The 19435-nt window shown below is 70.3% G+C and carries 24 protein-coding genes; 11 read left to right on the top strand and 13 right to left on the bottom strand.

What is annotated here, in order from left to right:
- Position 1 precedes the first annotated feature (1 nt).
- From Q2100_RS08830 to Q2100_RS08810, 5 genes are read left to right on the top strand one after another with little or no spacing between them, the layout of a single operon-like run.
- Positions 2-343 carry a lycopene cyclase domain-containing protein gene (locus tag Q2100_RS08830; protein ID WP_264014330.1) on the top strand — a complete coding sequence of 114 codons (342 nt, stop codon included), beginning with the start codon at positions 2-4 and terminating at the stop codon, positions 341-343.
- The gene (locus Q2100_RS08825) at positions 340-675 is read left to right on the top strand and encodes a lycopene cyclase domain-containing protein (protein ID WP_302913718.1); all 336 of its coding nucleotides are present in this window, start codon (positions 340-342) and stop codon (positions 673-675) included. Before Q2100_RS08830 ends, Q2100_RS08825 begins: the two co-directional genes overlap by 4 nt.
- On the top strand, positions 672-1382 hold the full coding sequence (locus Q2100_RS08820; protein WP_302913717.1) for a class I SAM-dependent methyltransferase: 711 nt from the start codon (positions 672-674) through the stop codon (positions 1380-1382). Before Q2100_RS08825 ends, Q2100_RS08820 begins: the two co-directional genes overlap by 4 nt.
- Positions 1379-2944 (top strand): FAD-dependent oxidoreductase, encoded by a 1566-nt coding sequence (locus tag Q2100_RS08815; RefSeq protein ID WP_302913716.1) that lies wholly within the window; start codon positions 1379-1381, stop codon positions 2942-2944. Before Q2100_RS08820 ends, Q2100_RS08815 begins: the two co-directional genes overlap by 4 nt.
- Positions 2941-3948 (top strand): Rieske (2Fe-2S) protein, encoded by a 1008-nt coding sequence (locus Q2100_RS08810; RefSeq protein WP_302913715.1) that lies wholly within the window; start codon positions 2941-2943, stop codon positions 3946-3948. Before Q2100_RS08815 ends, Q2100_RS08810 begins: the two co-directional genes overlap by 4 nt.
- Here the strand turns inward: Q2100_RS08810 and Q2100_RS08805 are convergent.
- The gene (locus tag Q2100_RS08805; RefSeq protein WP_302913714.1) at positions 3945-4316 is read right to left on the bottom strand and encodes a DUF427 domain-containing protein; all 372 of its coding nucleotides are present in this window, start codon (positions 4314-4316) and stop codon (positions 3945-3947) included. The two genes, Q2100_RS08810 and Q2100_RS08805, sit on opposite strands and share 4 nt — an antisense overlap.
- Positions 4317-4426: 110 nt before the next feature.
- On the opposite strand from Q2100_RS08805, the gene Q2100_RS08800 reads away from it, so the two are divergent.
- Entirely contained in the window at positions 4427-4903 is a 477-nt protein-coding gene (locus Q2100_RS08800) for an SRPBCC family protein (protein ID WP_302913713.1), read from the top strand.
- Positions 4904-4922: 19 nt separating this feature from the next.
- Here the strand turns inward: Q2100_RS08800 and Q2100_RS08795 are convergent, their stop codons facing one another.
- The 3 genes from Q2100_RS08795 to Q2100_RS08785 form a co-directional block, all read right to left on the bottom strand.
- Positions 4923-6287 carry an HNH endonuclease signature motif containing protein gene (locus Q2100_RS08795; protein ID WP_302913712.1) on the bottom strand — a complete coding sequence of 455 codons (1365 nt, stop codon included), beginning with the start codon at positions 6285-6287 and terminating at the stop codon, positions 4923-4925.
- A 212-nt stretch (positions 6288-6499) separates the two neighbouring features.
- On the bottom strand, positions 6500-6802 hold the full coding sequence (locus tag Q2100_RS08790; RefSeq protein WP_302913711.1) for a hypothetical protein: 303 nt from the start codon (positions 6800-6802) through the stop codon (positions 6500-6502).
- A gap of 225 nt (positions 6803-7027) precedes the next feature.
- Positions 7028-8416 (bottom strand): NAD(P)/FAD-dependent oxidoreductase, encoded by a 1389-nt coding sequence (locus Q2100_RS08785; protein ID WP_302913710.1) that lies wholly within the window; start codon positions 8414-8416, stop codon positions 7028-7030.
- Between the two features lie 66 nt (positions 8417-8482).
- On the opposite strand from Q2100_RS08785, the gene Q2100_RS08780 reads away from it, so the two are divergent.
- On the top strand, positions 8483-8950 hold the full coding sequence (locus Q2100_RS08780; RefSeq protein ID WP_302913709.1) for a DUF4262 domain-containing protein: 468 nt from the start codon (positions 8483-8485) through the stop codon (positions 8948-8950).
- On the opposite strand, the gene Q2100_RS08775 is transcribed toward Q2100_RS08780, so the two are convergent.
- From Q2100_RS08775 to Q2100_RS08765, 3 genes are all read right to left on the bottom strand, one after another.
- Positions 8938-9756, bottom strand: a complete 819-nt coding sequence (locus Q2100_RS08775) for a class I SAM-dependent methyltransferase (RefSeq protein WP_302913708.1) — start codon at positions 9754-9756, stop codon at positions 8938-8940. The two genes, Q2100_RS08780 and Q2100_RS08775, sit on opposite strands and share 13 nt — an antisense overlap.
- A 64-nt stretch (positions 9757-9820) precedes the next feature.
- A complete protein-coding gene (locus Q2100_RS08770; RefSeq protein WP_302913734.1) occupies positions 9821-10852 on the bottom strand; it encodes an NAD-dependent epimerase/dehydratase family protein in 1032 nt (343 codons plus the stop codon).
- Positions 10849-11355, bottom strand: coding sequence for a nuclear transport factor 2 family protein (locus Q2100_RS08765; protein WP_302913707.1), 507 nt, complete (start codon positions 11353-11355; stop codon positions 10849-10851). The genes Q2100_RS08770 and Q2100_RS08765 overlap by 4 nt, the downstream gene beginning before the upstream one ends.
- A gap of 121 nt (positions 11356-11476) precedes the next feature.
- On the opposite strand from Q2100_RS08765, the gene msrB reads away from it, so the two are divergent.
- Entirely contained in the window at positions 11477-11938 is a 462-nt protein-coding gene (gene msrB / locus Q2100_RS08760; RefSeq protein ID WP_302913706.1) for a peptide-methionine (R)-S-oxide reductase MsrB, read from the top strand.
- Positions 11935-12450: a peptide-methionine (S)-S-oxide reductase MsrA gene (gene msrA, locus Q2100_RS08755; protein WP_302913705.1), complete on the top strand. Its 516-nt coding sequence runs from the start codon at positions 11935-11937 to the stop codon at positions 12448-12450. Before msrB ends, msrA begins: the two co-directional genes overlap by 4 nt.
- Here the strand turns inward: msrA and Q2100_RS08750 are convergent, their stop codons facing one another.
- The gene (locus Q2100_RS08750) at positions 12451-13803 is read right to left on the bottom strand and encodes a cytochrome P450 (RefSeq protein WP_302913704.1); all 1353 of its coding nucleotides are present in this window, start codon (positions 13801-13803) and stop codon (positions 12451-12453) included.
- Positions 13804-13900: 97 nt separating this feature from the next.
- On the opposite strand from Q2100_RS08750, the gene Q2100_RS08745 reads away from it, so the two are divergent.
- Positions 13901-14512 (top strand): TetR/AcrR family transcriptional regulator, encoded by a 612-nt coding sequence (locus Q2100_RS08745; RefSeq protein WP_302913703.1) that lies wholly within the window; start codon positions 13901-13903, stop codon positions 14510-14512.
- Here Q2100_RS08745 and Q2100_RS08740 read toward each other — a convergent pair.
- Positions 14509-15078, bottom strand: a complete 570-nt coding sequence (locus Q2100_RS08740) for a TetR/AcrR family transcriptional regulator (RefSeq protein ID WP_264014346.1) — start codon at positions 15076-15078, stop codon at positions 14509-14511. The two genes, Q2100_RS08745 and Q2100_RS08740, sit on opposite strands and share 4 nt — an antisense overlap.
- 94 nt (positions 15079-15172) lie before the next feature.
- Here Q2100_RS08740 and Q2100_RS08735 point away from each other — a divergent pair, with 94 nt between their 5' ends.
- Positions 15173-15853 carry a class I SAM-dependent methyltransferase gene (locus tag Q2100_RS08735; protein WP_302913702.1) on the top strand — a complete coding sequence of 227 codons (681 nt, stop codon included), beginning with the start codon at positions 15173-15175 and terminating at the stop codon, positions 15851-15853.
- A gap of 12 nt (positions 15854-15865) precedes the next feature.
- Here the strand turns inward: Q2100_RS08735 and Q2100_RS08730 are convergent, their stop codons facing one another.
- The 4 genes from Q2100_RS08730 to Q2100_RS08715 all read right to left on the bottom strand — a co-directional run.
- Positions 15866-16936 carry an MMP endo-(1,4)-3-O-methyl-alpha-D-mannosidase gene (locus Q2100_RS08730; protein WP_302913701.1) on the bottom strand — a complete coding sequence of 357 codons (1071 nt, stop codon included), beginning with the start codon at positions 16934-16936 and terminating at the stop codon, positions 15866-15868.
- The gene (locus Q2100_RS08725) at positions 16923-17708 is read right to left on the bottom strand and encodes a class I SAM-dependent methyltransferase (RefSeq protein ID WP_302913700.1); all 786 of its coding nucleotides are present in this window, start codon (positions 17706-17708) and stop codon (positions 16923-16925) included. The genes Q2100_RS08730 and Q2100_RS08725 overlap by 14 nt, the downstream gene beginning before the upstream one ends.
- The gene (locus Q2100_RS08720) at positions 17702-18922 is read right to left on the bottom strand and encodes an MMP alpha-(1->4)-mannosyltransferase (RefSeq protein ID WP_302913699.1); all 1221 of its coding nucleotides are present in this window, start codon (positions 18920-18922) and stop codon (positions 17702-17704) included. Before Q2100_RS08720 ends, Q2100_RS08725 begins: the two co-directional genes overlap by 7 nt.
- Before the next feature lie 180 nt (positions 18923-19102).
- Positions 19103-19435: response regulator transcription factor (locus Q2100_RS08715; RefSeq protein ID WP_302913698.1), on the bottom strand; the 333-nt coding region annotated here is incomplete at its 5' end.

Raw genomic sequence — 19435 nt, 5'->3', positions numbered from 1 at the left:
CATGGATCACTGGCAATACCTGATGGTGCTGGGCGCCTGCCTGGCGATCACATTGCCGCTGGAGTTCTTCGGTTCCGGGGTGTACCGCCAGATCGGCCGCACCGCATCGGCGCTGCTGCCCGTCGCGGCGGTGTTCGTCACCTGGGACGTGCTGGCCATCAGCGGGCAGGTCTGGACCTACAACCCCGATTACGTCACCGGGATCCGCATCGGCAGCCTGCCGCTGGAGGAACTGCTGTTCTTCCTGGTGATCCCGCTGTGCGGACTGCTCACCTACAACGCCGTCACCTCCTGCCTGGAACTGATGCGGCGGCTGCGCGACCGGTCATCGGAGTCCGCGTGATCGGCATCGGTTACACCCTGCCCGCCGTGGTCTCGGTGCTCCTGGTGGTCGCGTGGGAGTTGCTCTTCCTGCGCACCGGGCTGTTCCGGCGGCCCGCCTACTGGATGTCGATGGCGATCGTGCTCGGCTTCCAGATCCCCGTCGACGGCTGGCTGACCAAACTGTCGGCGCCGATCGTCGTCTACCACGACGACCACTTCAGCGGCATCCGGTTCCCGTGGGACATCCCGGTGGAGGACTTCCTCTTCGGATTCTCGATGGTGACCGCGGTGCTGCTGCTGTGGGAACGTCAGCGTCTGCGCCGCGAGACGGCGGAAAGTGAGGCCATGTGACCGGACTGAGTCGCGACCACGTTCCCGAATCCTTCGACACCGGGGCGGCCGCGTACGACCGGCTGGTCGGCGCGAATCCCGGCTACGAGGACCACCTGCGGATCTCCGCGCAGCGAATGGGGTTGCCGCGCAACGGTGCCGGGCTGCGCCTGCTGGACGCCGGCTGCGGCACCGGGCTGTCGACGGCGGCGCTGCTCTCGGTGGCGCCGGAGGCCGAGATCGTGGCGGTGGACGGTTCGGCGGGCATGCTCGCCGAAGCCACCGCCAAGACCTGGCCCGCGTCGGTGCGCTTCGTGCACAGCCGCATCGAGGACCTCGCCGCGGCCGGGGTGGACGGCCCGTTCGACGGGATCTTCGCCGCGTACCTGATCCGCAACCTGCCCGACCCCGACGCGCAACTGCAGACTTTCCGCACGCTGCTGCGGCCGGGGGCGCCTCTCGCGGTGCACGACTACTCGGTGCGCGACTCCCGGGTGGCCACCGTCGTGTGGAACGCGGTGTGCTGGACCGTGATCATCCCCGCGGGCCGGCTGCGCACCGGCGACGCCTCGCTGTACCGCTACCTGCGGCGCAGCGTGATGGAGTTCGACGGTGCCGCAGCGTTCCGGGACCGGTTGCGCCGCAACGGCTTCAGTGACGTCGACAGCGACACCATGCCCGGCTGGCAGCGCGACATCGTGCACACCTTCACCGCGGTGGCGCCGTGACCGACCCCCGCCGCGTCCTGCACCCGGCCCCGCCGGGCGCCCTGAACGCCGACGCCCTGCCGCGGCGACCGCGAGCCGTGGTGGTGGGCGCGGGCATCGCGGGCCTCGCGGCGGCCACCGGCCTGGCCGAACGCGGCATCGAGGTGGAGGTCGTCGAGCGCGAGTCCTATCTGGGCGGCCGGGTCGGCGGCTGGGAGGACGACCTGCCCGACGGCACGCCGGTGACCATGAACCGCGGCTTCCACGCCTTCTTCCGCCAGTACTACAACCTGCGGCACCTGTTGAGCCGCATCGATCCCGGGCTGCGGATGCTGGTGCCGGTCGAGGACTACCCGCTGATCGACGCCCACGGCCGGGTGGACACGTTCCGCGGACTGCCGCAGAGCCCGCCATGGAACGCGCTGGTGTTCGCGCTGCGCAGCCCGACGTTCCGGCTGCGCGACCTGGTCCGCGTCGACGGCCGGGCGGCCGGCCCGCTGGCGACGGTGTCGGTGCCCGACATCTACGACCGCCTGGATCACGTCGACGCCGACAAGTTCTTGCGGGACATCAACTTCCCGGAGGCCGCCCGGCACCTGGCGTTCGAGGTGTTCTCCCGCAGTTTCTTCGCGCTGCCCGAGGAGCTGTCGGCGGCCGAGCTGGCCACCATGTTCCACATCTACTTCCTCGGCTCCAGCGAGGGCCTGGTGTTCGACGTGGCGAACGCGAACTTCGACGAGGCGCTGTGGCAGCCGATGCGCGAGCGGCTGGAGGGCCTCGGCGTGCGCTTCCACACCGGGGTCTCCGTGCGCGAAGTCGCCGAAACCGATGGACAGCAAGGGTTTCGGGTGCACTGCGATTCGGGCACGACGCTGGACGCGGACGGCGTGGTGCTGGCCACCGACGTGACAGCTCTGCGCGACATCGTCGGACGGTCGCCCTCGCTCGGCGACGCCGACTGGCGGGCCCGCGTCGACGCGCTGGGCACCGCACCGCCGTTCGTGGTGCAGCGGCTGTGGCTCGACCGGCCGGTGCACCCCGACCGGCCCGCCTTTCTCGGCACGGGCGGGCGTCCGCCGTTGGACAATGTCAGTGTGCTGGAACGCTACGAACGACAGGCCGCCGAATGGGCCGTCCGCACCGGTGGGTCGGTGGTCGAACTGCACTCCTACGCCGCCGTCGGACCCGCTGGGGCGAGCGAAGCGACGGGGAGTGTCACCGACGAGCTGCCGGGCCGGCTGCTGGCCCGGCTGCACGAGCTGTACCCGGAGACCAGGGACGCCCGTGTCGTCGGCGAACTGGTGCTGCGCCGTCAGGACTGCCCGCGGTTCGCCCCCGGCGACTTCGACCGCAGGCCCGGCGTGGCGACCCCGACCGACGGGCTCGCACTGGCCGGCGACGGCATCCGCATCGACCTTCCGGTCGCGCTGATGGAGCGGGCCGCCACCACCGGGTGGTCCGCCGCCAACCAACTGCTGGGAGGCTTCGGCATCGCCGGGCATGCGCTGGTGACGGTCCCGACCGAAGGCCGGTCCCCCACGTTGAGCCGGCTGATCGCCCGGGCAGAGCGGGACGCGTCGTGAGCTGGCTCGCCGAGCTGAAAGCCAAGTGGGACAAGGTGGTCCCGTTCGAGGTGCTGCCGAAGATCCCGTGGGCCCGCCAGGAGCCCACATACCGGGAGGCGCAGCCCGCCGTCATCGACCGCGCGCTGGCCCGGGCGCAGGCCCGGCCGACCGGCAACTGGTTCACGTTCGCCGCCAGCGACGACATCCGCGACAAGCCGCTGGGCACGACGGTGGGTGGCGTGGAGATCGTGGCATGGCGCGGCGCCGCCGGTGAACTGCGCGTGGGACCGGGCAGCTGCCCGCACCTGGGCGCCGAGCTCGCCACCGGCACCGTGGACTGCGGTGCGCTGGTGTGCCCCTGGCACGGGCTGCGGCTGGGCGGTGACCGCCGCGAATTCGGCTGGAAGCCCTACCCGGCCCACGACGACGGGGTGCTGGCCTGGGTCCGCCTGGACGCCGTCGGCGGCGAGACGCCCACCGACGCGCCGCTGATCCCGGCGCGGCCACCGACGCCCTACCTGCACGCCGTCACCCGGCTCGAGGGGGTGTGCGAACCGGCCGACATCATCGCCAACCGGCTCGACCCCTGGCACGGTGCGTGGTTCCACCCGTACTCGTTCACCCGGCTCGACGTGCTCAGCGCGCCTCCCGTCGACGGTGAGGTCACCGAACAGGCGGACCGCTTCCTGGTGGCGGTCACCTTCCGGATCGGCCGCCTCGGCGTCCCGGTGATCGCCGAGTTCACCGCGCCGGGCCCACGGACCATCGTGATGCGGATCGTCGACGGCGAGGGCGCGAGCAGCGTGGTCGAGACCCATGCGACGCCCGTCGGGCCCGGTCCCGACGGCCGGCCACGCACCGCGGTGATCGAGGCCGTCGTCGCGCACTCGGACCGGCCCAACTTCGGCTACGGCGTGTACGCGGCACCGCTGATCGCCCCCGTCATGCGGTACGCCGCGACCCGGCTGTGGCGCGACGACCTGGCCTACGCCGAGCGCCGCTACCTGGTGCGCAGCCGCTAACCGACCGTGATCTCGGCCTTGTCCGGGTAGAACGCGACCCGGCCTGCGATCGCGGCCACCGCGGGGTACGGCTTCGGGTAGGTCCAGATCGCGTCCTCGACCACGTCGTCGCCCGCGGCGACGGAGTAGTAGGCGGCCTCACCCTTGTACGGGCAGTACGTGCCGGTGTTGCTGTGCTGCAGCCGCTCGGCGACCACGTCGGACAGCGGGATGTACTGCACCGCGGGATAGGTCGACTCCTGCAGGGTCACTGCGTCGGTGGTGTCGGCGATCAGTTCGCCGTTGACCCGCACGGTCACCCGCGCTCCGGTCGGCGTGACGGTGATCGGGTGCCCTGCGGTGGGGTGCAGGACGGGACGTTCTGTCATCGGAGGTCTCCTCACGCGTGCGTCATCCACTCTCCTCCTGCCAACCGTGTGCGGCCGGGGATTCTTCCGCAGCGGTCCGCCGAGTTCGGCCCGGCGGCTACCATCGCCGGATGACCGACTTGGGTGCGGCCTCCGCCGAGGCCACCGTGGACATCGCCGCCGATCCCGCGACCGTGTACCGCCTGATCACCGACCTGCCGACGCTGGCTGACCTGGCCGAGGAGGCCACCGCGATGCAGTGGCAGAAGGGCGACGGGGCGCGGCCCGGAGCGGTGTTCAAGGGGCGCAACGAGAACGGCTCGAAGCGCTGGACCACCACCTGCACGGTGACCGACGCCGACACCGACCGGGTGTTCGCCTTCGACGTGCGCAGCGCGATGCTGCCGGTGGCGCACTGGCGCTACGACATCGAGGCCGCGGGCGCCGGCTGCCGGGTGACCGAGCGGACGTGGGACCGCCGCGCCGGCTGGTTCAAGAAGGTGGCCGTTCTCGCGACGGGCGTGAGCGACCGCGACACCGCGAATTCCGAGCACATCAAGGTCACCCTGCAGCGACTCAAGGCCAAGGCCGAAGCGGGCGCCCGGTAGAACTCCTCAAGCCGAGGCCCTATGCCGGTTCTGCGTCGTCGTCTCGGTCGGTGAGGTAGCGCCGGGGGTGGTGGTATCGGTTGGTGCGGTGTTGGCCGGTGTCGAGGATGGGTGGCGGGATCCATTCGGTGCGGCCATCGCGTCGGCGGGTGGTCCATTCGGTTTGTTCGATGAGGTTGTTGTCGGGTTGGCAGGCCAGGGCGAGTTCGTCGATGTCGGTCTGTCCGCCGTCGACCCAGTCGCGCTGGGCGTGGTGGACCTGTGTCTGATAGGCCGGGGCGGTGCAGCCCGGTCGGGTGCAGCCCCTGTCGCGGGCGAACAACGCCAGCCGCTGCGCGGTGGTGGCGCAGCGCCGGGCGCGGCCCAAGTACAGGATTTCCTCGGTGTGGTCGTCGAAGACGGCCAGGTAGTGCCGGGACTGGCCGGCCATGCGGATCAGATCGCGGATCGGTAGCCGGGTGCCGCCGGCGGTGTGGGCGTACCCAGTACCGGCTTGCAGGTCGCCGATGGTGGTGGTGGCCACGATGGTGGCCGGTAGCCCGTTGATCTGACCTCCGGCGGCTGCGGCGTGCCGTAGCGCGGTCTTCAGCGCGTCGTGGTGGCGTTGTTCGCGGGTGCGCGGATCGGAGTTGCCGGTGAAGTCGCGTTCGGCGACCTCGCCCGCACCCGGGTCCTTGGGCGAGTTGTGTCCGGGCGCGCCTTCTCGGGCGAGCACGACGTCGAGCAGGGCAGCGGTCTCGGGGTCGAGTTCACCACGGACCGGGGTCATCCCGTCGCTGCGTTGCTTGCCCATCTTGAAAGTGCGTTTGGCCTGTTGCTTGTCGTGGTCGGGTTCGGCGCCGTCGGGATCGATGACCTCGACCAGATGATCGGCGAGCTTTTGCAGATCCTCCGGGCACATGCCCTGCGCCCACCGTGCGAGGTCGCCCTCGGCGTCGGCGCGGGCCGCCTGGTCGACCCACGGCGGGAGCTTGGTGAAGAACTTGCGGATCACCTCGACGTGCGCAGGATCGATCAGCCCTTTCGTCAAGGCGGCCGACGTGTTGTCCCACTCCGCAGGTAGTTCTTCACCGGTGAACGCCCACCGGGGTCCGAGCATGCCGGCAGCGTCGAGGCGTCTCTTCGCATCGGCGGTGTCGAGGTGTAACCGCTGCGCCAACACGTCTTTCAGCCCGGTGCCACCGAAGTCCGCGGCGGTGAACCGCTGCGTCAGGGTGGCCAGCACGGTGTGATCGAGCGCGGCTTCCTGGCGCAGCCCGTGCTGGCGGTGCTCGTAGATCGCCACCAACTCCGCGCCGGTCAACGTGTCCAGGGGCAGGGCGGCCAGCCCGGCGCGGGCATCGTCCCACGCCTGCAGCGCCGCGACCACATCCGCCCTGTCCATACATCGAACACTAGTTCGACCCCCCGACAGATCAGCCGACTTTGTGACAGCAGAAACAGATGTGACACAAGGGATTCGACCGCGCGTTAGTGCGGCGGCCCGCGATCCGGTCGGCGAGCCGATAGGCGGCGTACAGGGCCCTCACGCCGAGCCAGCGCAACGGCTCGGGTTCCCAGTCACGCGCGCGGTGGCCCACCCAGGGGGAAACGCGGCTACGTCACCGTGGCGGCCTGCCCGTTCTTGTTGAGGTAGTTGCGCCCGTCGGCGGTCGAGATGCCGCTGGCGGTGACCCAGCGGGCGCCGTCGAAGCGGAATTGTTCGCGCGACGACGCGTCGCCCATCGAGAAGCAGTCCGGACCGCAGTCGTAGGCGACGGTCACCGCGCTCGTCGCGCCGTCGGAGAAGACGAACGTGTGCGGTCCCTCCGTGAGAGGTGCCTGCTCCGCGGCAGCCGACGGAGCCGAGGCCAGGCCGCCGATGCAGACGGCCGCCAGAACGATGGCAATCCTCTTCATCATTTCTCTTTTCTCTACGGTCATTCGCCGACGCTGATTCCCACAAGCTATTGGTAGATCACCGGGAGTTCTCGGCAAATCACGCACGTGATTGAACGCCACTTGTCATCGGAAGGATGTTCAGCCCGCTGACGTGCACCGACGTGTAGCCGCGGCCTTCACAATCGACTGACGCAATCAGGCGGCACACCACGTTGGCTAAGCATTTCCCGGAACCGGCGCGCGTCAGTGCGGGCGGCCGGCGATCCGGTCGGCGAGCACCGCGAGCGGAGACGTGGCGGCCCGGCCGTGCGCCTCGTGGCGGTCGGCGAGCTGGTAGGCGGTGTAGAGGCCCCGCACGCCGAGCCACCGCAGCGGCTCGGGCTCCCAGTCACCCGCGCGGTGGCCCACCCAGGGCAGCGCGGTGCGGTCGGTGTCGTGGCGGAGCACCAGGTCGGCGAGCGTGCGCCCGGCGAGGTTGGCGGCGGTGACACCGTGCCCGACGTATCCGCCGGCCCAGCCCAGTCCGGTCGACCGGTCGAGGCCCACACCGGCCGACCAGTCCCGCGGCACGGCGAGCACCCCGCACCAGCCGTGCGCGACCGGGACGTCGCGCACCTGCGGCAGGATCGCGTGCAGCACCTCGGTCAGGCGCGCGATGGTGCGCGACGGCACCCGGCCGTCGACGTCGGTGCGTGAGGCGTAGCGGTAGGGCACGCTGCGCCCGCCGATGGCGATGCGGTCGTCGACCGTGCGCTGGGCGTAGAAGAAGCCGTGCGCGGTGTCCCCCGCCGTCTCACGGCCCTCCCAACCGATCTCGTCCCAGATCCGCTCGGGAATCGGCTCGGTGGCGATCATCGAACTGTTCATCGGCAGCCACCGCCGCCGCAGCCCCCGCATCCTCGCGGTGAACCCCTCGGTGGCGCGCAGCACCGTGCCCGCCCGTACGGTGCCGTGCGCCGTGTCCGCCCGGCCTGCCGCGATGCCGGTGACCGCGCTCTGCTCGTAGACGTCCACGCCGAGGCGTTCGACGACGTCGGCGAGTCCGCGGGCCAGGCGCGCGGGCTGGATCCGTGCGCAGTGCGGCGTGTGGTAGGCCGAGAGCATACCGTCGAACCGGATGCGTTGCGCCGCTTGGTCTCCGGTCAGCCGCGTCACGCCGTCGTTGCCCCAGCGCAGCTCATCGTCGAACGCCGCCGCCAGCCGTGCGGCCTGCGCCGGGTTGCGGGCGATCTCCAGGGTGCCGCCCTTGACGATGCCGGCGTCGATGCCCTCCCGGGCGGCGACCGCGATCACCTCGTCGACCGCGTCGTTGAGCGCCCGCTGCCACGCCACCACCCGCTGCGCGCCGTACTGCCGGGCCAGCCCGGCGCGGTCACCGGGAACGAGGCCGGACAGCCAGCCGCCGTTGCGGCCGGATGCGCCGTAGCCGGCGAAGCGCGACTCGAGCACCGCGATCCGCAGCGACGGGTCGGCGCGTTTGAGGTAGTAGGCGGTCCACAGCCCGGTGTATCCCGCGCCGACGATGCAGACGTCGGCGTCGCGGTCACCGGGCAGCCGCGGGCGGGGTGCGGGCGGTTCGGCGAACCAGTGCGAGACCTCGCCGTTGCGCACCTGCCCGCGATCCGTCGCCACCGCCCGATCCTGTCAGACCCCGGGTGCACGCTGAGGTCAGGTACCGCTGACGAAAGGACGCCGCCGATGTGCTGGCAGTGCGATCACCCCGAGGCCTCGCTCGACGACTACCTCGACGTGCTGTACGACAAGGTCGTCGAGCACGGCTGGGCGGTTCAGTTCGTGGAGAGCGAACGTAATCCGTTCTCCTACACCGTGGGTCTGCACGAGTGCGGGCTGCCGGAACTGCTCGTCACCGGTGTGGACCCGCCCCGGGCACTGCAGGTGCTCAACGCCGTCGCCGACTACTGCGTCTGCGAGGAACCCCCGGCGCCCGGCGACGAGATCGAACTGCCCGACGGGGTCCTGCTCGAGGTGGTCGAAGTGGCCCAACCCGACGCCCACCTCGGCATGGCGATCAACCTGTACGGCCGCGACGTGCGGGCACTGCAGCTGGTGTGGTCCGACCGGCGAGGGCGCTGGCCGTGGTCGGCCGACTTCAACCCCGGCGGCCGCAGGCAACCGGTACTCGGGCCGCGCACTCAGAACGCGTAGCGGTGGAACTGCGCCATGGTGCGGACCCCCGGCACCCGGTTCATCACCGCCGCCATCACCCGGTAGCCGCCACCCAGATTCGAGAACGCGTCGGACTCGAACACCGGCACCCAGGCCAGCAGGCGGGTACCGGGGACGGCATCGAGGATGTCGGCGGGCGCGTTGATCGCCCAGTGCAGTGTCGACCCCGAGCGGCGCACGACGGTGTTGGTCCACTGCGACCGGATGCCGAGCCGGTTGAACGCGTCGAATTGCAGCTCGCCGGAAGGGAATCGGGCCACCAGCCGGCGCAGCAGCGCCACCCCGTCCGCTTCGGTCAGGTACATGGTCAGCCCCTCGCCGAGGATCAGCGTCGGCCGGTCCGATGTGATCGAGGCGAGCCACGCCGGATCGGTGACCGACGCCGCCACCAGGTGATGGTGCTCAGGCTGTGGATAGAACCGCTCGCGCAGCGCGATCACATCGGGATAGTCGACGTCGTACCACTCGACGCCGGGTCCGGGCGACAGGCGGAAGAAGCGGCTGTCCAGCCCGCAGCCGAGATGGACCACCACCGCATCGGGATGCACCGCGAGGAACTGCCCCGCCCAGGTGTCGAAGTGCTTGGAGCGCAGCGCGACACTCGGCGCGTTGGCCGGCTTGATCCCGGTGTTCGCCCAGTCGTAGTCGATCTGCGCGACGATCTCCGCAGCGTGGTGGTCGTGCAGCACGGAGTCCGACGCCCCGGCGTCGAGCGCCTTGGCGTACAGCGTCGCCAGCATGGTCTCCGGCGCACCGGTCAGGTCGACGCTCGTCTTGTCGGTCATGACACCGACGGTAGCGCGCGGGCCGCCGCGCAGACAGCCCGCTGAACGCCGGCGGGCGCGTCATTCAGCCCGCGGATCCGGCCTTGCGCTTGGCTTTTCGCAGCTCGACCCAGAACCGCGCGGCCTCGCGGATCGACTCCTCGACCGGCCGGGGCTGCCAGCCGAGTTCGCGCACCGCCTTGCCGTGGTCGACGTGCGCCTCGGCCCGCATCAGCCGCAGCGACCCCATCGACAGCCGCTCGTCGGTGCCGCGCAGCCGGGCCTTCGCGCTGCCCATCGCGGCCATCGCATACGACAGCGCCAGCGGTACGGACTTCGTCGGCGGCGGTGCGCCTGCCGCCTCCGCCGCGATGCGCACCACCTCGGCGTTGCTGATCATCTTCTCGGAGATCAGGTACCGCTCGCCGGGACGGCCCTTCTCCGCGGCCAGGATCATCGCGCGGGCGGCGTCGTCGACGCCGACGGCCTCCAGTTCGATTCCGCCCATCACGAACGGCAGCTTCCCGAACGCGGCGCCCGCGATGATCGCGCCGTGCGGGGTGCGGCCCCAGTCGCCGGCGCCGTAGGTCGTCGACACGCACATCGCCACGGCGGGCAGGCCCCGGCGGCGCGCGTAGTCCAGCACGAGTTCCTCGGCCTGCACGCGGGATCGGACGTAGGGCGTCAGGCGCTTGCGCTGCGCCTCGCCGATGACGTCGTCCTCGGTGGCGACGCGTCCCCGCTTGCGGCCGACGGTCACGTAGCTGCTGGTGAACACGAAGCGCCGCAGCGGATGGGCCTCGTGCACCTGCGCGGCGACCTCCAGCACGTTGCGGGTGCCCTCGACGTTGGTGCGGAACAGCGGCGCCGGGTCGCGCAGCCAGCCCCTGGTGTCGACCACGCAGTAGTAGACGTCCTGGCAGCCCGTCATCGCCTCGCGCAGGACGTCGTCGCTCCAGATGTCGCCGACGAACCGCTCGACCTGCAGATCGTCGATGCCGACGGTCTTGGCGCCGTCGCGCACCATCACGCGGACGTCCCGGCCCGCCGCGACCAGTTGGCGCGTCACGTGCGAGCCGAGATAGCCGTTGGCGCCGATGACGAGCGCGCGGGTCACCGGGCGCCGCCGTAGGTCTTCAGCCACGCGGCGGCCTCGTCGGGCAGGGTGCCCAGCGCCTGTGCCTTCCTGCACCATTTCGTGGCCGCCGACACGAATCGCAGCGGGTTGTAGATGTCCTCCTGGCGGCGCCACTTCCCGTCGCCTGCATAGGTGACGATCGAGATGTTGGTGGCGCTGATGACGCTGCCGTCGCCGGGGTCGCGCATCGGGTTGTCGAGCTCGCAGATCACCCGGGCGGTGGCCTCGTCGTAGACCGTCCACAGCGACGGAAACGACGTCATGTAGCTGCCGGGGAACGCCTCCATCGTCTTCCAGATCCAGTCGCGCACCTGCTCGCGGCCGCGCATGGTGCCCGCGGCGTGTTCGACGTAGACGATGTCCTCGCTGTACTGGTCGACCCACGGATCCCAGTTGCGGGTCTGCGCGGCGGTGTCGACGGTCTTCTCGAAGTCGGCGAAGGCGGCGACGAGTTCGTCGCGGCTGAAGGTGCTGCCCGTCACCACCAAACTAGAACACGTTCTACCCGTGTTGTCGAGAACCGTCGCCGAGCCGGTGCGCGCTGGGACTAACTGAACCATTCTCGAGGTTGTAGCTCGTGCCCCGAAGAGTAGAAAGGGACAGATGAGCAGGACTTATCACAAGAACCCGGCGGCGGTCGACGCGTTGTCGCCGGAGCAGTACCAGGTGACTCAGCGCAACGGCACGGAGCGGCCGTTCACCGGTGAGTACTGGGACAACCACGAACCGGGCATCTACGTCGACGTGGTCTCCGGTGAGCCGTTGTTCGCCTCGACGGACAAGTTCGAGAGCGGCAGCGGGTGGCCCAGCTTCACCAGGCCGCTGGACGCCGCGAACGTGACCGAGAAGCGGGACTTCAGCCACCTGATGCTTCGCACCGAGGTCCGGTCGGCGCACGGCGACAGCCACCTCGGGCACGTGTTCAACGACGGGCCGCGGGAGGACGGCGGGTTGCGCTACTGCATCAACTCGGCTTCGCTGAGGTTCGTCCATCTTGACGACCTCGAGGCCGAGGGATATGGCGAGTACCGACAGCTCTTCTCTTCCAAGGAGGCACAGGCATGAGCACCACCGAGAAGGCGATCCTGGCCGGCGGCTGCTTCTGGGGCATGCAGGATCTGATCCGCAAGCAGCCCGGGGTGGTGTCGACCCGCGTCGGCTACACCGGCGGGCAGAACGCCAACGCGACCTACCGCAACCATCCCGGCCACGCCGAGGCGATCGAGATCGTCTACGACCCGGCGAAGACCGACTACCGGGCGATACTGGAGTTCTTCTTCCAGATCCACGACCCGTCGACGAAGAACCGGCAGGGCAACGACGTCGGCACCAGCTATCGGTCGGCGATCTTCTACGTCGACGACGAGCAGAAGCGCGTCGCACTCGACACCATCGCCGACGTGGACGCCTCGGGGCTGTGGCCCGGCAAGGTGGTCACCGAGGTGACGCCCGCCAGTGATTTCTGGGAGGCCGAACCCGAGCACCAGGACTACCTGGAGCGGCTGCCGTGGGGTTACACCTGCCACTTCCCGCGGCCGGACTGGAAGCTGCCCAAGCGGGCCGACGCGACGACGTAGTCAGGACCCCAGGGGTGTCGGCCGGCGGCGCATGACCACCCGGCCGCCATCCTTGGGGGTGAACGCCACCCCGCGGGAGTGCACCTTCTCGTCGCGCGCCGTCGTGGTCTCGACGTCGAAGTGCCGCAGCACCGTTCGCAGCACGACGTCCATCTCCATGTTGGCGAAGGCGGCGCCGACGCACCGGCGGGTGCCGCCACCGAACGGCGCCCACGCGAACATGTTGGGCCGCTTGCCGACGAACCGCGTCGGGTCGAAGCGCTGTGGGTCCGGGAACTCCCCGGTGTTGGCGTGCAGCTGGTTGATGCTCACCAGCACCGAGTAGCCGCGCGGGATCCGCCACTGCCCGATCTGCACCATCGGCGCCCAGACGTGCCGCCCGCAGAAGTCGATGACGGTGCGTGCCCGCTGCACTTCGAGGATCGTGGCCTGGCGGTACTCGTTGCCGTCGGTCTGCGCCTCGGCCACGAGTTCGGCGAGCACCGCGGGATGGCGGCTGACCCGCTCGAACGCCCAGGCCAGCGTCGACGCGGTGGTCTCGTGCCCGGCGGCGAGCAGCGTCAGCAGCTCGTCGCCGATCTCACTCGGTGTCATCGTCGAACCGTCTTCGTACGCGCTGCGCAGGAACAGCGAGAGCACGTCGGTGCGCTCGTCGAAGTGCTCGTCGGCCCGCGCCTGGGCGATGAGGGTGTCGATCACCGACTCGTAGGTGCGCCGGTAATCGTGCAGGCGTCGCCACGGGCTCAGCGGGCCGAGGTCGCGGGCCGGTTCGGGGAACACGACCAGGCGCGAGCCCAGCGTCACCCACGGCGGGATGACCTCGCGGAGGCGGTCGAGTTCTGCGCCGTCGGCGCCGAAGATGGCGCGCAGGATGATGTTGAGCGTGATCCGCATCATCGGTTCCAGCGTCTCGAACGGTTGGTCGTCGGGCCACGACGCCATCTCGCGGCGCGTCTCCTCCTCGACGATCTTCTCGTAGTTCTTCATCGCCTTGCCGTGGAACGGCGGGGTGAGCAGCTTGCGTCGCCTGCGGTGGTCGTCGCCGTCGAGCGCGAACACCGACCCGGGTCCGAAGATCCGGCTGAGGTTCGGCTGCACGTTGCCGAGCTCTTCGGGACTGGTGGTGAAGACCTGTTTGGCCAGCGCCGGATCGGTGAGGATCACCGTCTTGCCGAACATCGGGATGTTGGCGACGAAAGCGGCGCCGTGCCGCCGCGTCAGGCGGTCGATCATCTGGCGTCTGGCGAGGACGTACACCAGGCCCTGCAGCAGCTTGGGCACGCGCGCCGCGGGCGGCAGATGTGGCCCGGCTGACGCGGAGACGGGGTGTTCGGTGGTGGCCGCTTCGCTCATACAAGACTCCAGACCCCGGTTGGTACTGCGATGTACCGTGGATGTGTGGAGTACGGTACCGCTTGGTACCAACACGCGCAAGAGCGGTGGGAGGGACATGACCACCTCAATCGACGACGGGGCCAGCGCCGCGGCCACCGTCTCGTTCCGTGGCCGGCTGCTCGACGGCCTGGCCGCGTCGATCGCCGAACGCGGCTACCGCGACACCACGGTGTCGGACATCGTGCGGCACGCGCGCACCTCCAAGCGCACGTTCTACGGCTTGTTCGGCACCAAAGAGGACTGCTTCATCGAGCTCCTGCGCGCCAACAACGAGGCGCTGGTCAGCCACATCCGGGCCGCCGTCGATCCCGAGGCGCCCTGGCAGGAGCAGATCCGGCAGGCCGTGGACGCATACGTCGCCCACATCGAGTCGCGGCCCGCGGTCACGCTGAGCTGGATCCGCGAACTGCCCGGGCTCGGCGTGGCGGCGGCGCCGCTGCACCGGCTGGCCATGGAGCACCTGACCGACATGCTCGTCGACCTCAGCAGCAGCCCGGGCTTCCAGCGCGCAGGCCTGCCGGTGGTGCCCCGGCCGCTGGCGGTCATCCTGCTGGGCGGCCTGCGCGAGTTGACGGCGGTGCTCGTGGAGGACGGCCGCGACGTCCGGGGCATCGTCGAACCTGCGATCGCGGCGTCGACGGCGCTCCTCGGCCCGCCGGCCCGTTAGCCCAGGATCAGCCGCGCCGACTTCGTGAGCCGCTCGGTCATGTCGGTGTAGGACGAATAACCCATCCCCGCCCACACCAGGGCGCCGACGTAGAGCAGCTCGAGTGACTCGATGACGTCGTAGTCGGTATCCGGTCCCAGCGCGGTGACCAGGCGGTCGCGGACGTCGCGCCCGATGCGCTGGCGCAGCACCTCGACGTCGGGGTCGCGGCCGAGCAGCGCGTTGGTCACCGCCCCCGCGAACTCCGGCTCGTCGGCCACCAGGAGGGCGATGTGCTGCAGCACCTCGATGACGCGCGCGGCGGGTTCCGGCGAACCGTGGTCGGCGGGCGGGGACGCGGCCAGGCGCCGCCAGAACACCTCGGCGACAAGATGTTCCTTGGAGGAGAAGTAGGTGTACGCGGTGGCCGCTCCGACCCCGGCCTCTGCGGCCACCCGTCGTACGGTCAGGCCCGCGAATCCGTCACGGCCGAGGATGTCCACCGCGGCGCGGCCGAGCCGGTCGACGGTGTCGGCCTGTTTGGCGGTCAATCGGCGCCGAGTCGACTCCAAAGCCGGATCGGACACATGTCCGGACGCTACTACAACGCCGGGGGGCCAGCAACGGCCGAGCCGCCCACTCCGCGGCGGGCCGGGCCCGGCCGACGGCTAAGTTGAGATCATGAGTGCCACCGAATCCGCCACCGGGACCGCCCTGCCGCCGCGGGCCGCGCAGCTGTTCGCCCTCGCCGAGAACGTCACCGGCTTCATGCCGGCCGACGAGGGCCGCGCGCTCTACGACGCGGCGGTGCGGTACCTGCCCGGCGGAGTGGGCGTCGAGATCGGCACGTACTGCGGCAAGTCGACGGTGATGCTCGGCGCCGCCGCCCAGGAAGCCGGCGCGGTCGTCTACACCATCGACCACCACCACGGCTCCGAGGAGCACCAGGCAGGCTGGGAGTACCACGACAGCGGCATGGTCGACCCGGTGACCGGGCTGTTCGACACGCTGCCCACACTGCGCCACACGCTCGACGCCGCCGGGTTGGACGACCACGTGGTCGCCATCGTCGGCAAGTCCACCGTGGTGGCCACCGGATGGCGAACACCGTTGCGGCTGTTGTTCATCGACGGTGGTCACACCGAGGAGGCCGCGCAGCGCGACTTCGACGGCTGGGCCCGCTGGGTCGACGTCGGCGGCGGGCTGATCATCCACGACGTGTTCCCCGATCCCCGCGACGGCGGCCAGGCGCCGTTCCACATCTACCGCCGCGCCCTCGACACCGGCGACTTCCACGAGGTGTCGGCGATGGGGTCGATGCGGGTGCTGGAGAGGACCGGCGGCCGGCCGGGCTCGCTGTAACCGAAGGCGCGGTCAGCGCCGGGTGTCGGCGCAGGCGCAGTCGAACTCGTCCTCGAGGCCGCGCGGCAGATCGGCGGCCCGGAAGATCCCGGAGCCGGATGTGGTGCGCGACAGCGCATCCGCGGCCAGGATCACCGCGCCACCGGTCCAGGTGGTGCGCTCCTCCGGCCAGCGCTTGCCGTCGGCGAAAACCAGGCCCGTCCAGTACGAGCCGTCGCGTTCCCGTAGATGGTGCATGGCCGCGAACTGCTGGTGTGCGCGCCGGGCGTCGCCGACGGCGTCCAGCGCCATCACCAGTTCGCAGGTCTCGGCTCCGGTGACCCACGGCCGGTCGTCGACGCAGCGGATGCCGAGACCGGGCACCACGAAGTCGTCCCAGCGGTCGTTGATGCGTTCCACGGCCGCAGGCCCGCGCAGCGCGCCGCACATCACCGGGTAGTACCACTCCATCGAGTGGCGGTCCTTGGGGACGAACGACCCCGGGTGCGCGACGATCGCGTGACCCAGCCGGCCGACCGCGACCTCCCACTCCGGCTGCGGGTCGTCGAAGTAGTCGGCCAGCGCCAGTGCGCACCGCAGACTGTGGTGGATACTGGCGCACCCGGTCAGCAGGGCCTCATCGACCGGTCCCGCTTCGCTTCGCGCCCAGGCGATCTCGCCGTTCGGCCGCTGCAGGTCGAGCACGAAGTCGACGGCCCTGGAGACCACCGGCCACATCCGCTCGGCGAATCGCCGGTCGCGGGTGATCAACAGGTGGTGCCACACCCCGGTGGCGACGTAGGCGCAGAAGTTGCTGTCGCTGTTGGCGTCCTCGATCACGCCGTTGCGGAACTGGATCGGCCATGAGCCGTCGGGCCGCTGCCGGTCGCGGCACCACTCGAAGGCGGCACGGGCGGGTTCGATCAGCCCCGCGACGGTCAGCGCCATCGCCGACTCGACGTGATCCCAGGGGTCGGTGTGCCCGCCGTCGAACCACGGGATCGCGCCGGAACTCTCCTGCGTCGCGGCGATCGAACGCGCGGTCTGCAGGCACTGGTCCGGCGTGAAGACGCCGGCCACCCCGGGGAGTTCAGTCGCGCGCACGGGTCACCTCGACGTCGTCGGGGGTCGCGGACTCCTGGACGGCGGCCGGTTCTTGGAAGGCCGCCGGTTTTTCGAAGTAAAGAGCGACGCTCTTGCCGACCAATGGGTTGAGCAGTTCCTCGGCGCGCCGGGTGATCCACGGCTGGTCGACCATGTCCCACACCAGCAGCTTGTGGTAGGCCGCCACCGCGGGATGGTCGTTCTTCGACGTTCCCACAGCGCATTTCAGCCACCAGAACGGCGAGTGCAGCGCATGCGCGTGATGGCTGAAGGTGTACCGCAGGTCGTGCGCCAGCACCTTGTTGCGCAGCGCGTCGGCCCGGTAGATCCGGACGTGGCCGCCCTCGTTGGCGTGGTACTCGTCCGACAGCATCCAGCAGATCCGCTCCGGCAGCCACCGCGGCACCGTGATCGCCAGCGAGCCACCGGGTTTGAGCACCCGCACCAGTTCGGCGATGGCCCGGTCGTCGGCGGGCACGTGCTCCAGGATCTCCGAGGCGATGACGACGTCGAACGTGCCGTCGGCGTAGGGCAGATCGAGGGCGTCACCTTTGACGGCCTCGGCGCGGGCACCCTCGGGCGCCTCACCCTGCTCCTTCATCGCCTGCAGGATCTCGTCGACGGCGTTGAGGTCTTCGGTGTTCTGGTCGAAGGCGACGACGTCGGCGCCGCGCCGGTAGGCCTCGAAGGAATGCCTGCCCGCTCCGCAGCCCACGTCGATCACCGACGTGCCGGGCCCGACCCCGAGCCGGCCGAAGTCGACGGTCAGCATATCGCCCGCTTGTACACCGAAACGGTCTGCGCGGCAACGGATTCCCAGCTGAACACTTCGAGTGCGCGACGCCGGCCCGCCGCACCCAGGCGGTGCCGCTCCAGCGGAGAGTCGAGCAGCTGACCCAGCACCGCGGTCAGCTCGTCGACGTCGGCGGGCTTCACGAGCCGGGCACACTCACCGTCGGGTCCGACCACCTCGGGCAGCGCACCGGCCCGGCTGGCCACGATCGGTGTCCCGCTGGCCATCGCCTCGACGGCGGGCAGCGAGAAACCCTCGTACAGCGACGGGATGCAGGCCACCTCCGCCGACGCCAGCAGTTCGGCCAGCTCGGAGTCGGACAGCCCGCTCGAGGTGGTGACGATGTCGGAGATGCCGAGCTCGGCGATCAGCTTCTCGGTGGGCCCGTTGGGCTCGAGCTTGCTGACCAGCTGCACGTCGAGGTTGCGCTCGACCCGCAGCCGCGCCACCGCGTGCAGCAGGTGGCTGATGCCCTTGAGCGGCACGTCGGCACTGGCGATCGCGATGATCCGGCCGCTGACCCGGTCCGGGGCGGGGGTGAAGAGTTCGGTGTCCACCCCCAGCGGCACCACGTGCAGCTGGCCGGGAGCGACGCCGAAGTCGTCGGCGATGTCGGTGGCCGACGACGAGGAGACGGTGAGCAGTTCGGGGATCTGGCGGGCCACCTGCTTCTGCATCTCGGCGAAGCCGTACCACCTACGCACCAGCGGCTTGCGCCACCAGCGGGCAGCCGCGACGTCGACCACCTTGTCGCGGGTGATCGGGTGGTGCACGGTGGCGACCACCGGCAGCCCCGACGCGGCGATGTCGAGCAGGCCGGTGCCCAGGCTCTGGTTGTCGTGCACGACGTCGAACTCGTCGCGCCGTGCGGCGAGCAACCGGGCCACCCGCATGGTGAACGTGCGTGGCTCGGGGAAGGCCGCGGTCCACGTCGCCAGCAACTCGAGCAGGTCGATGCGGTCACGGATCTCGCTGGGCCTCGGCACCCGGAACGGGTCGGGTTCGCGATACAGGTCGAGGCTGGGCACCTTCGTCAGGCGCACCCGCGGATCGAGCCCCTCGGGGTATGGCTGACCGGAGAACACCTCGACGTCGTGACCGAGCTCGACCAGGCCACGGCTGAGGTGGCGGACATAGACACCCTGCCCGCCGCAGTGGGTCTTGCTGCGGTAGGACAGCAACGCGATCCGCATACTCAGATGATTCCGAAGACGACTGGCGACGCCGCGCTGAGCTCGTCGAATCGTGTCACGCGCAGACTCCGCACCCTCTGGACATGTGTCCAGACTATAGTTTGACGTGCTAGTGGACGCAACGCGGCCGCACAGGGCCTGACTATCACAGCCCGCTGGCCGGTGTCCTGCCCAGCCCGTCTACCAGCCGCTGAGCGGGCCCCGGCGGAGGATGCGGGCCAGCTCCTCGCGTGAGCTGGCGCCCACCCGCTGGCAGGCCCGGTAGATGTGACCCTCGACGCTGCGCACCGACATCACCAGCCGGTCGGCGATCTCCTTGTTGGACAGGTCCGCGCACACCAGCTCGACGATCTCGCGCTGGCGCGGGGTCAGCGGCTGGCCCGCCGGGTTCCGCAGCGCCGGTGTGCACAGGCCGCCGCAGTCGTCGGCGATCTGCGCCGCGAGCGTCGCGGCGTACTTGCCGCGCCTGCTCTGCCCGCTGCGGGTGTACGCGACCGCCGCCTGGGCGGCGCA

It is taken from the genome of Mycolicibacterium arseniciresistens (genome assembly GCF_030519285.1).
GTDB lineage: Bacteria > Actinomycetota > Actinomycetes > Mycobacteriales > Mycobacteriaceae > Mycobacterium > Mycobacterium arseniciresistens.
This window is presented reverse-complemented; position numbering and strand designations above follow the sequence as displayed.

Coding starts and splice junctions, on each gene's coding strand:
- Q2100_RS08830 (WP_264014330.1), top strand. CDS start 2: ATGGATCACTGGCAATACCTGATGGTGCTGGGCGCCTGCCTGGCGATC.
- Q2100_RS08805 (WP_302913714.1), bottom strand. CDS start 4,316: ATGACAGAACGTCCCGTCCTGCACCCCACCGCAGGGCACCCGATCACC.
- Q2100_RS08800 (WP_302913713.1), top strand. CDS start 4,427: ATGACCGACTTGGGTGCGGCCTCCGCCGAGGCCACCGTGGACATCGCC.
- Q2100_RS08795 (WP_302913712.1), bottom strand. CDS start 6,287: ATGGACAGGGCGGATGTGGTCGCGGCGCTGCAGGCGTGGGACGATGCC.
- Q2100_RS08790 (WP_302913711.1), bottom strand. CDS start 6,802: ATGAAGAGGATTGCCATCGTTCTGGCGGCCGTCTGCATCGGCGGCCTG.
- Q2100_RS08780 (WP_302913709.1), top strand. CDS start 8,483: ATGTGCTGGCAGTGCGATCACCCCGAGGCCTCGCTCGACGACTACCTC.
- Q2100_RS08775 (WP_302913708.1), bottom strand. CDS start 9,756: ATGACCGACAAGACGAGCGTCGACCTGACCGGTGCGCCGGAGACCATG.
- msrB (WP_302913706.1), top strand. CDS start 11,477: ATGAGCAGGACTTATCACAAGAACCCGGCGGCGGTCGACGCGTTGTCG.
- msrA (WP_302913705.1), top strand. CDS start 11,935: ATGAGCACCACCGAGAAGGCGATCCTGGCCGGCGGCTGCTTCTGGGGC.
- Q2100_RS08750 (WP_302913704.1), bottom strand. CDS start 13,803: ATGAGCGAAGCGGCCACCACCGAACACCCCGTCTCCGCGTCAGCCGGG.
- Q2100_RS08745 (WP_302913703.1), top strand. CDS start 13,901: ATGACCACCTCAATCGACGACGGGGCCAGCGCCGCGGCCACCGTCTCG.
- Q2100_RS08735 (WP_302913702.1), top strand. CDS start 15,173: ATGAGTGCCACCGAATCCGCCACCGGGACCGCCCTGCCGCCGCGGGCC.
- Q2100_RS08725 (WP_302913700.1), bottom strand. CDS start 17,708: ATGCTGACCGTCGACTTCGGCCGGCTCGGGGTCGGGCCCGGCACGTCG.
- Q2100_RS08720 (WP_302913699.1), bottom strand. CDS start 18,922: ATGCGGATCGCGTTGCTGTCCTACCGCAGCAAGACCCACTGCGGCGGG.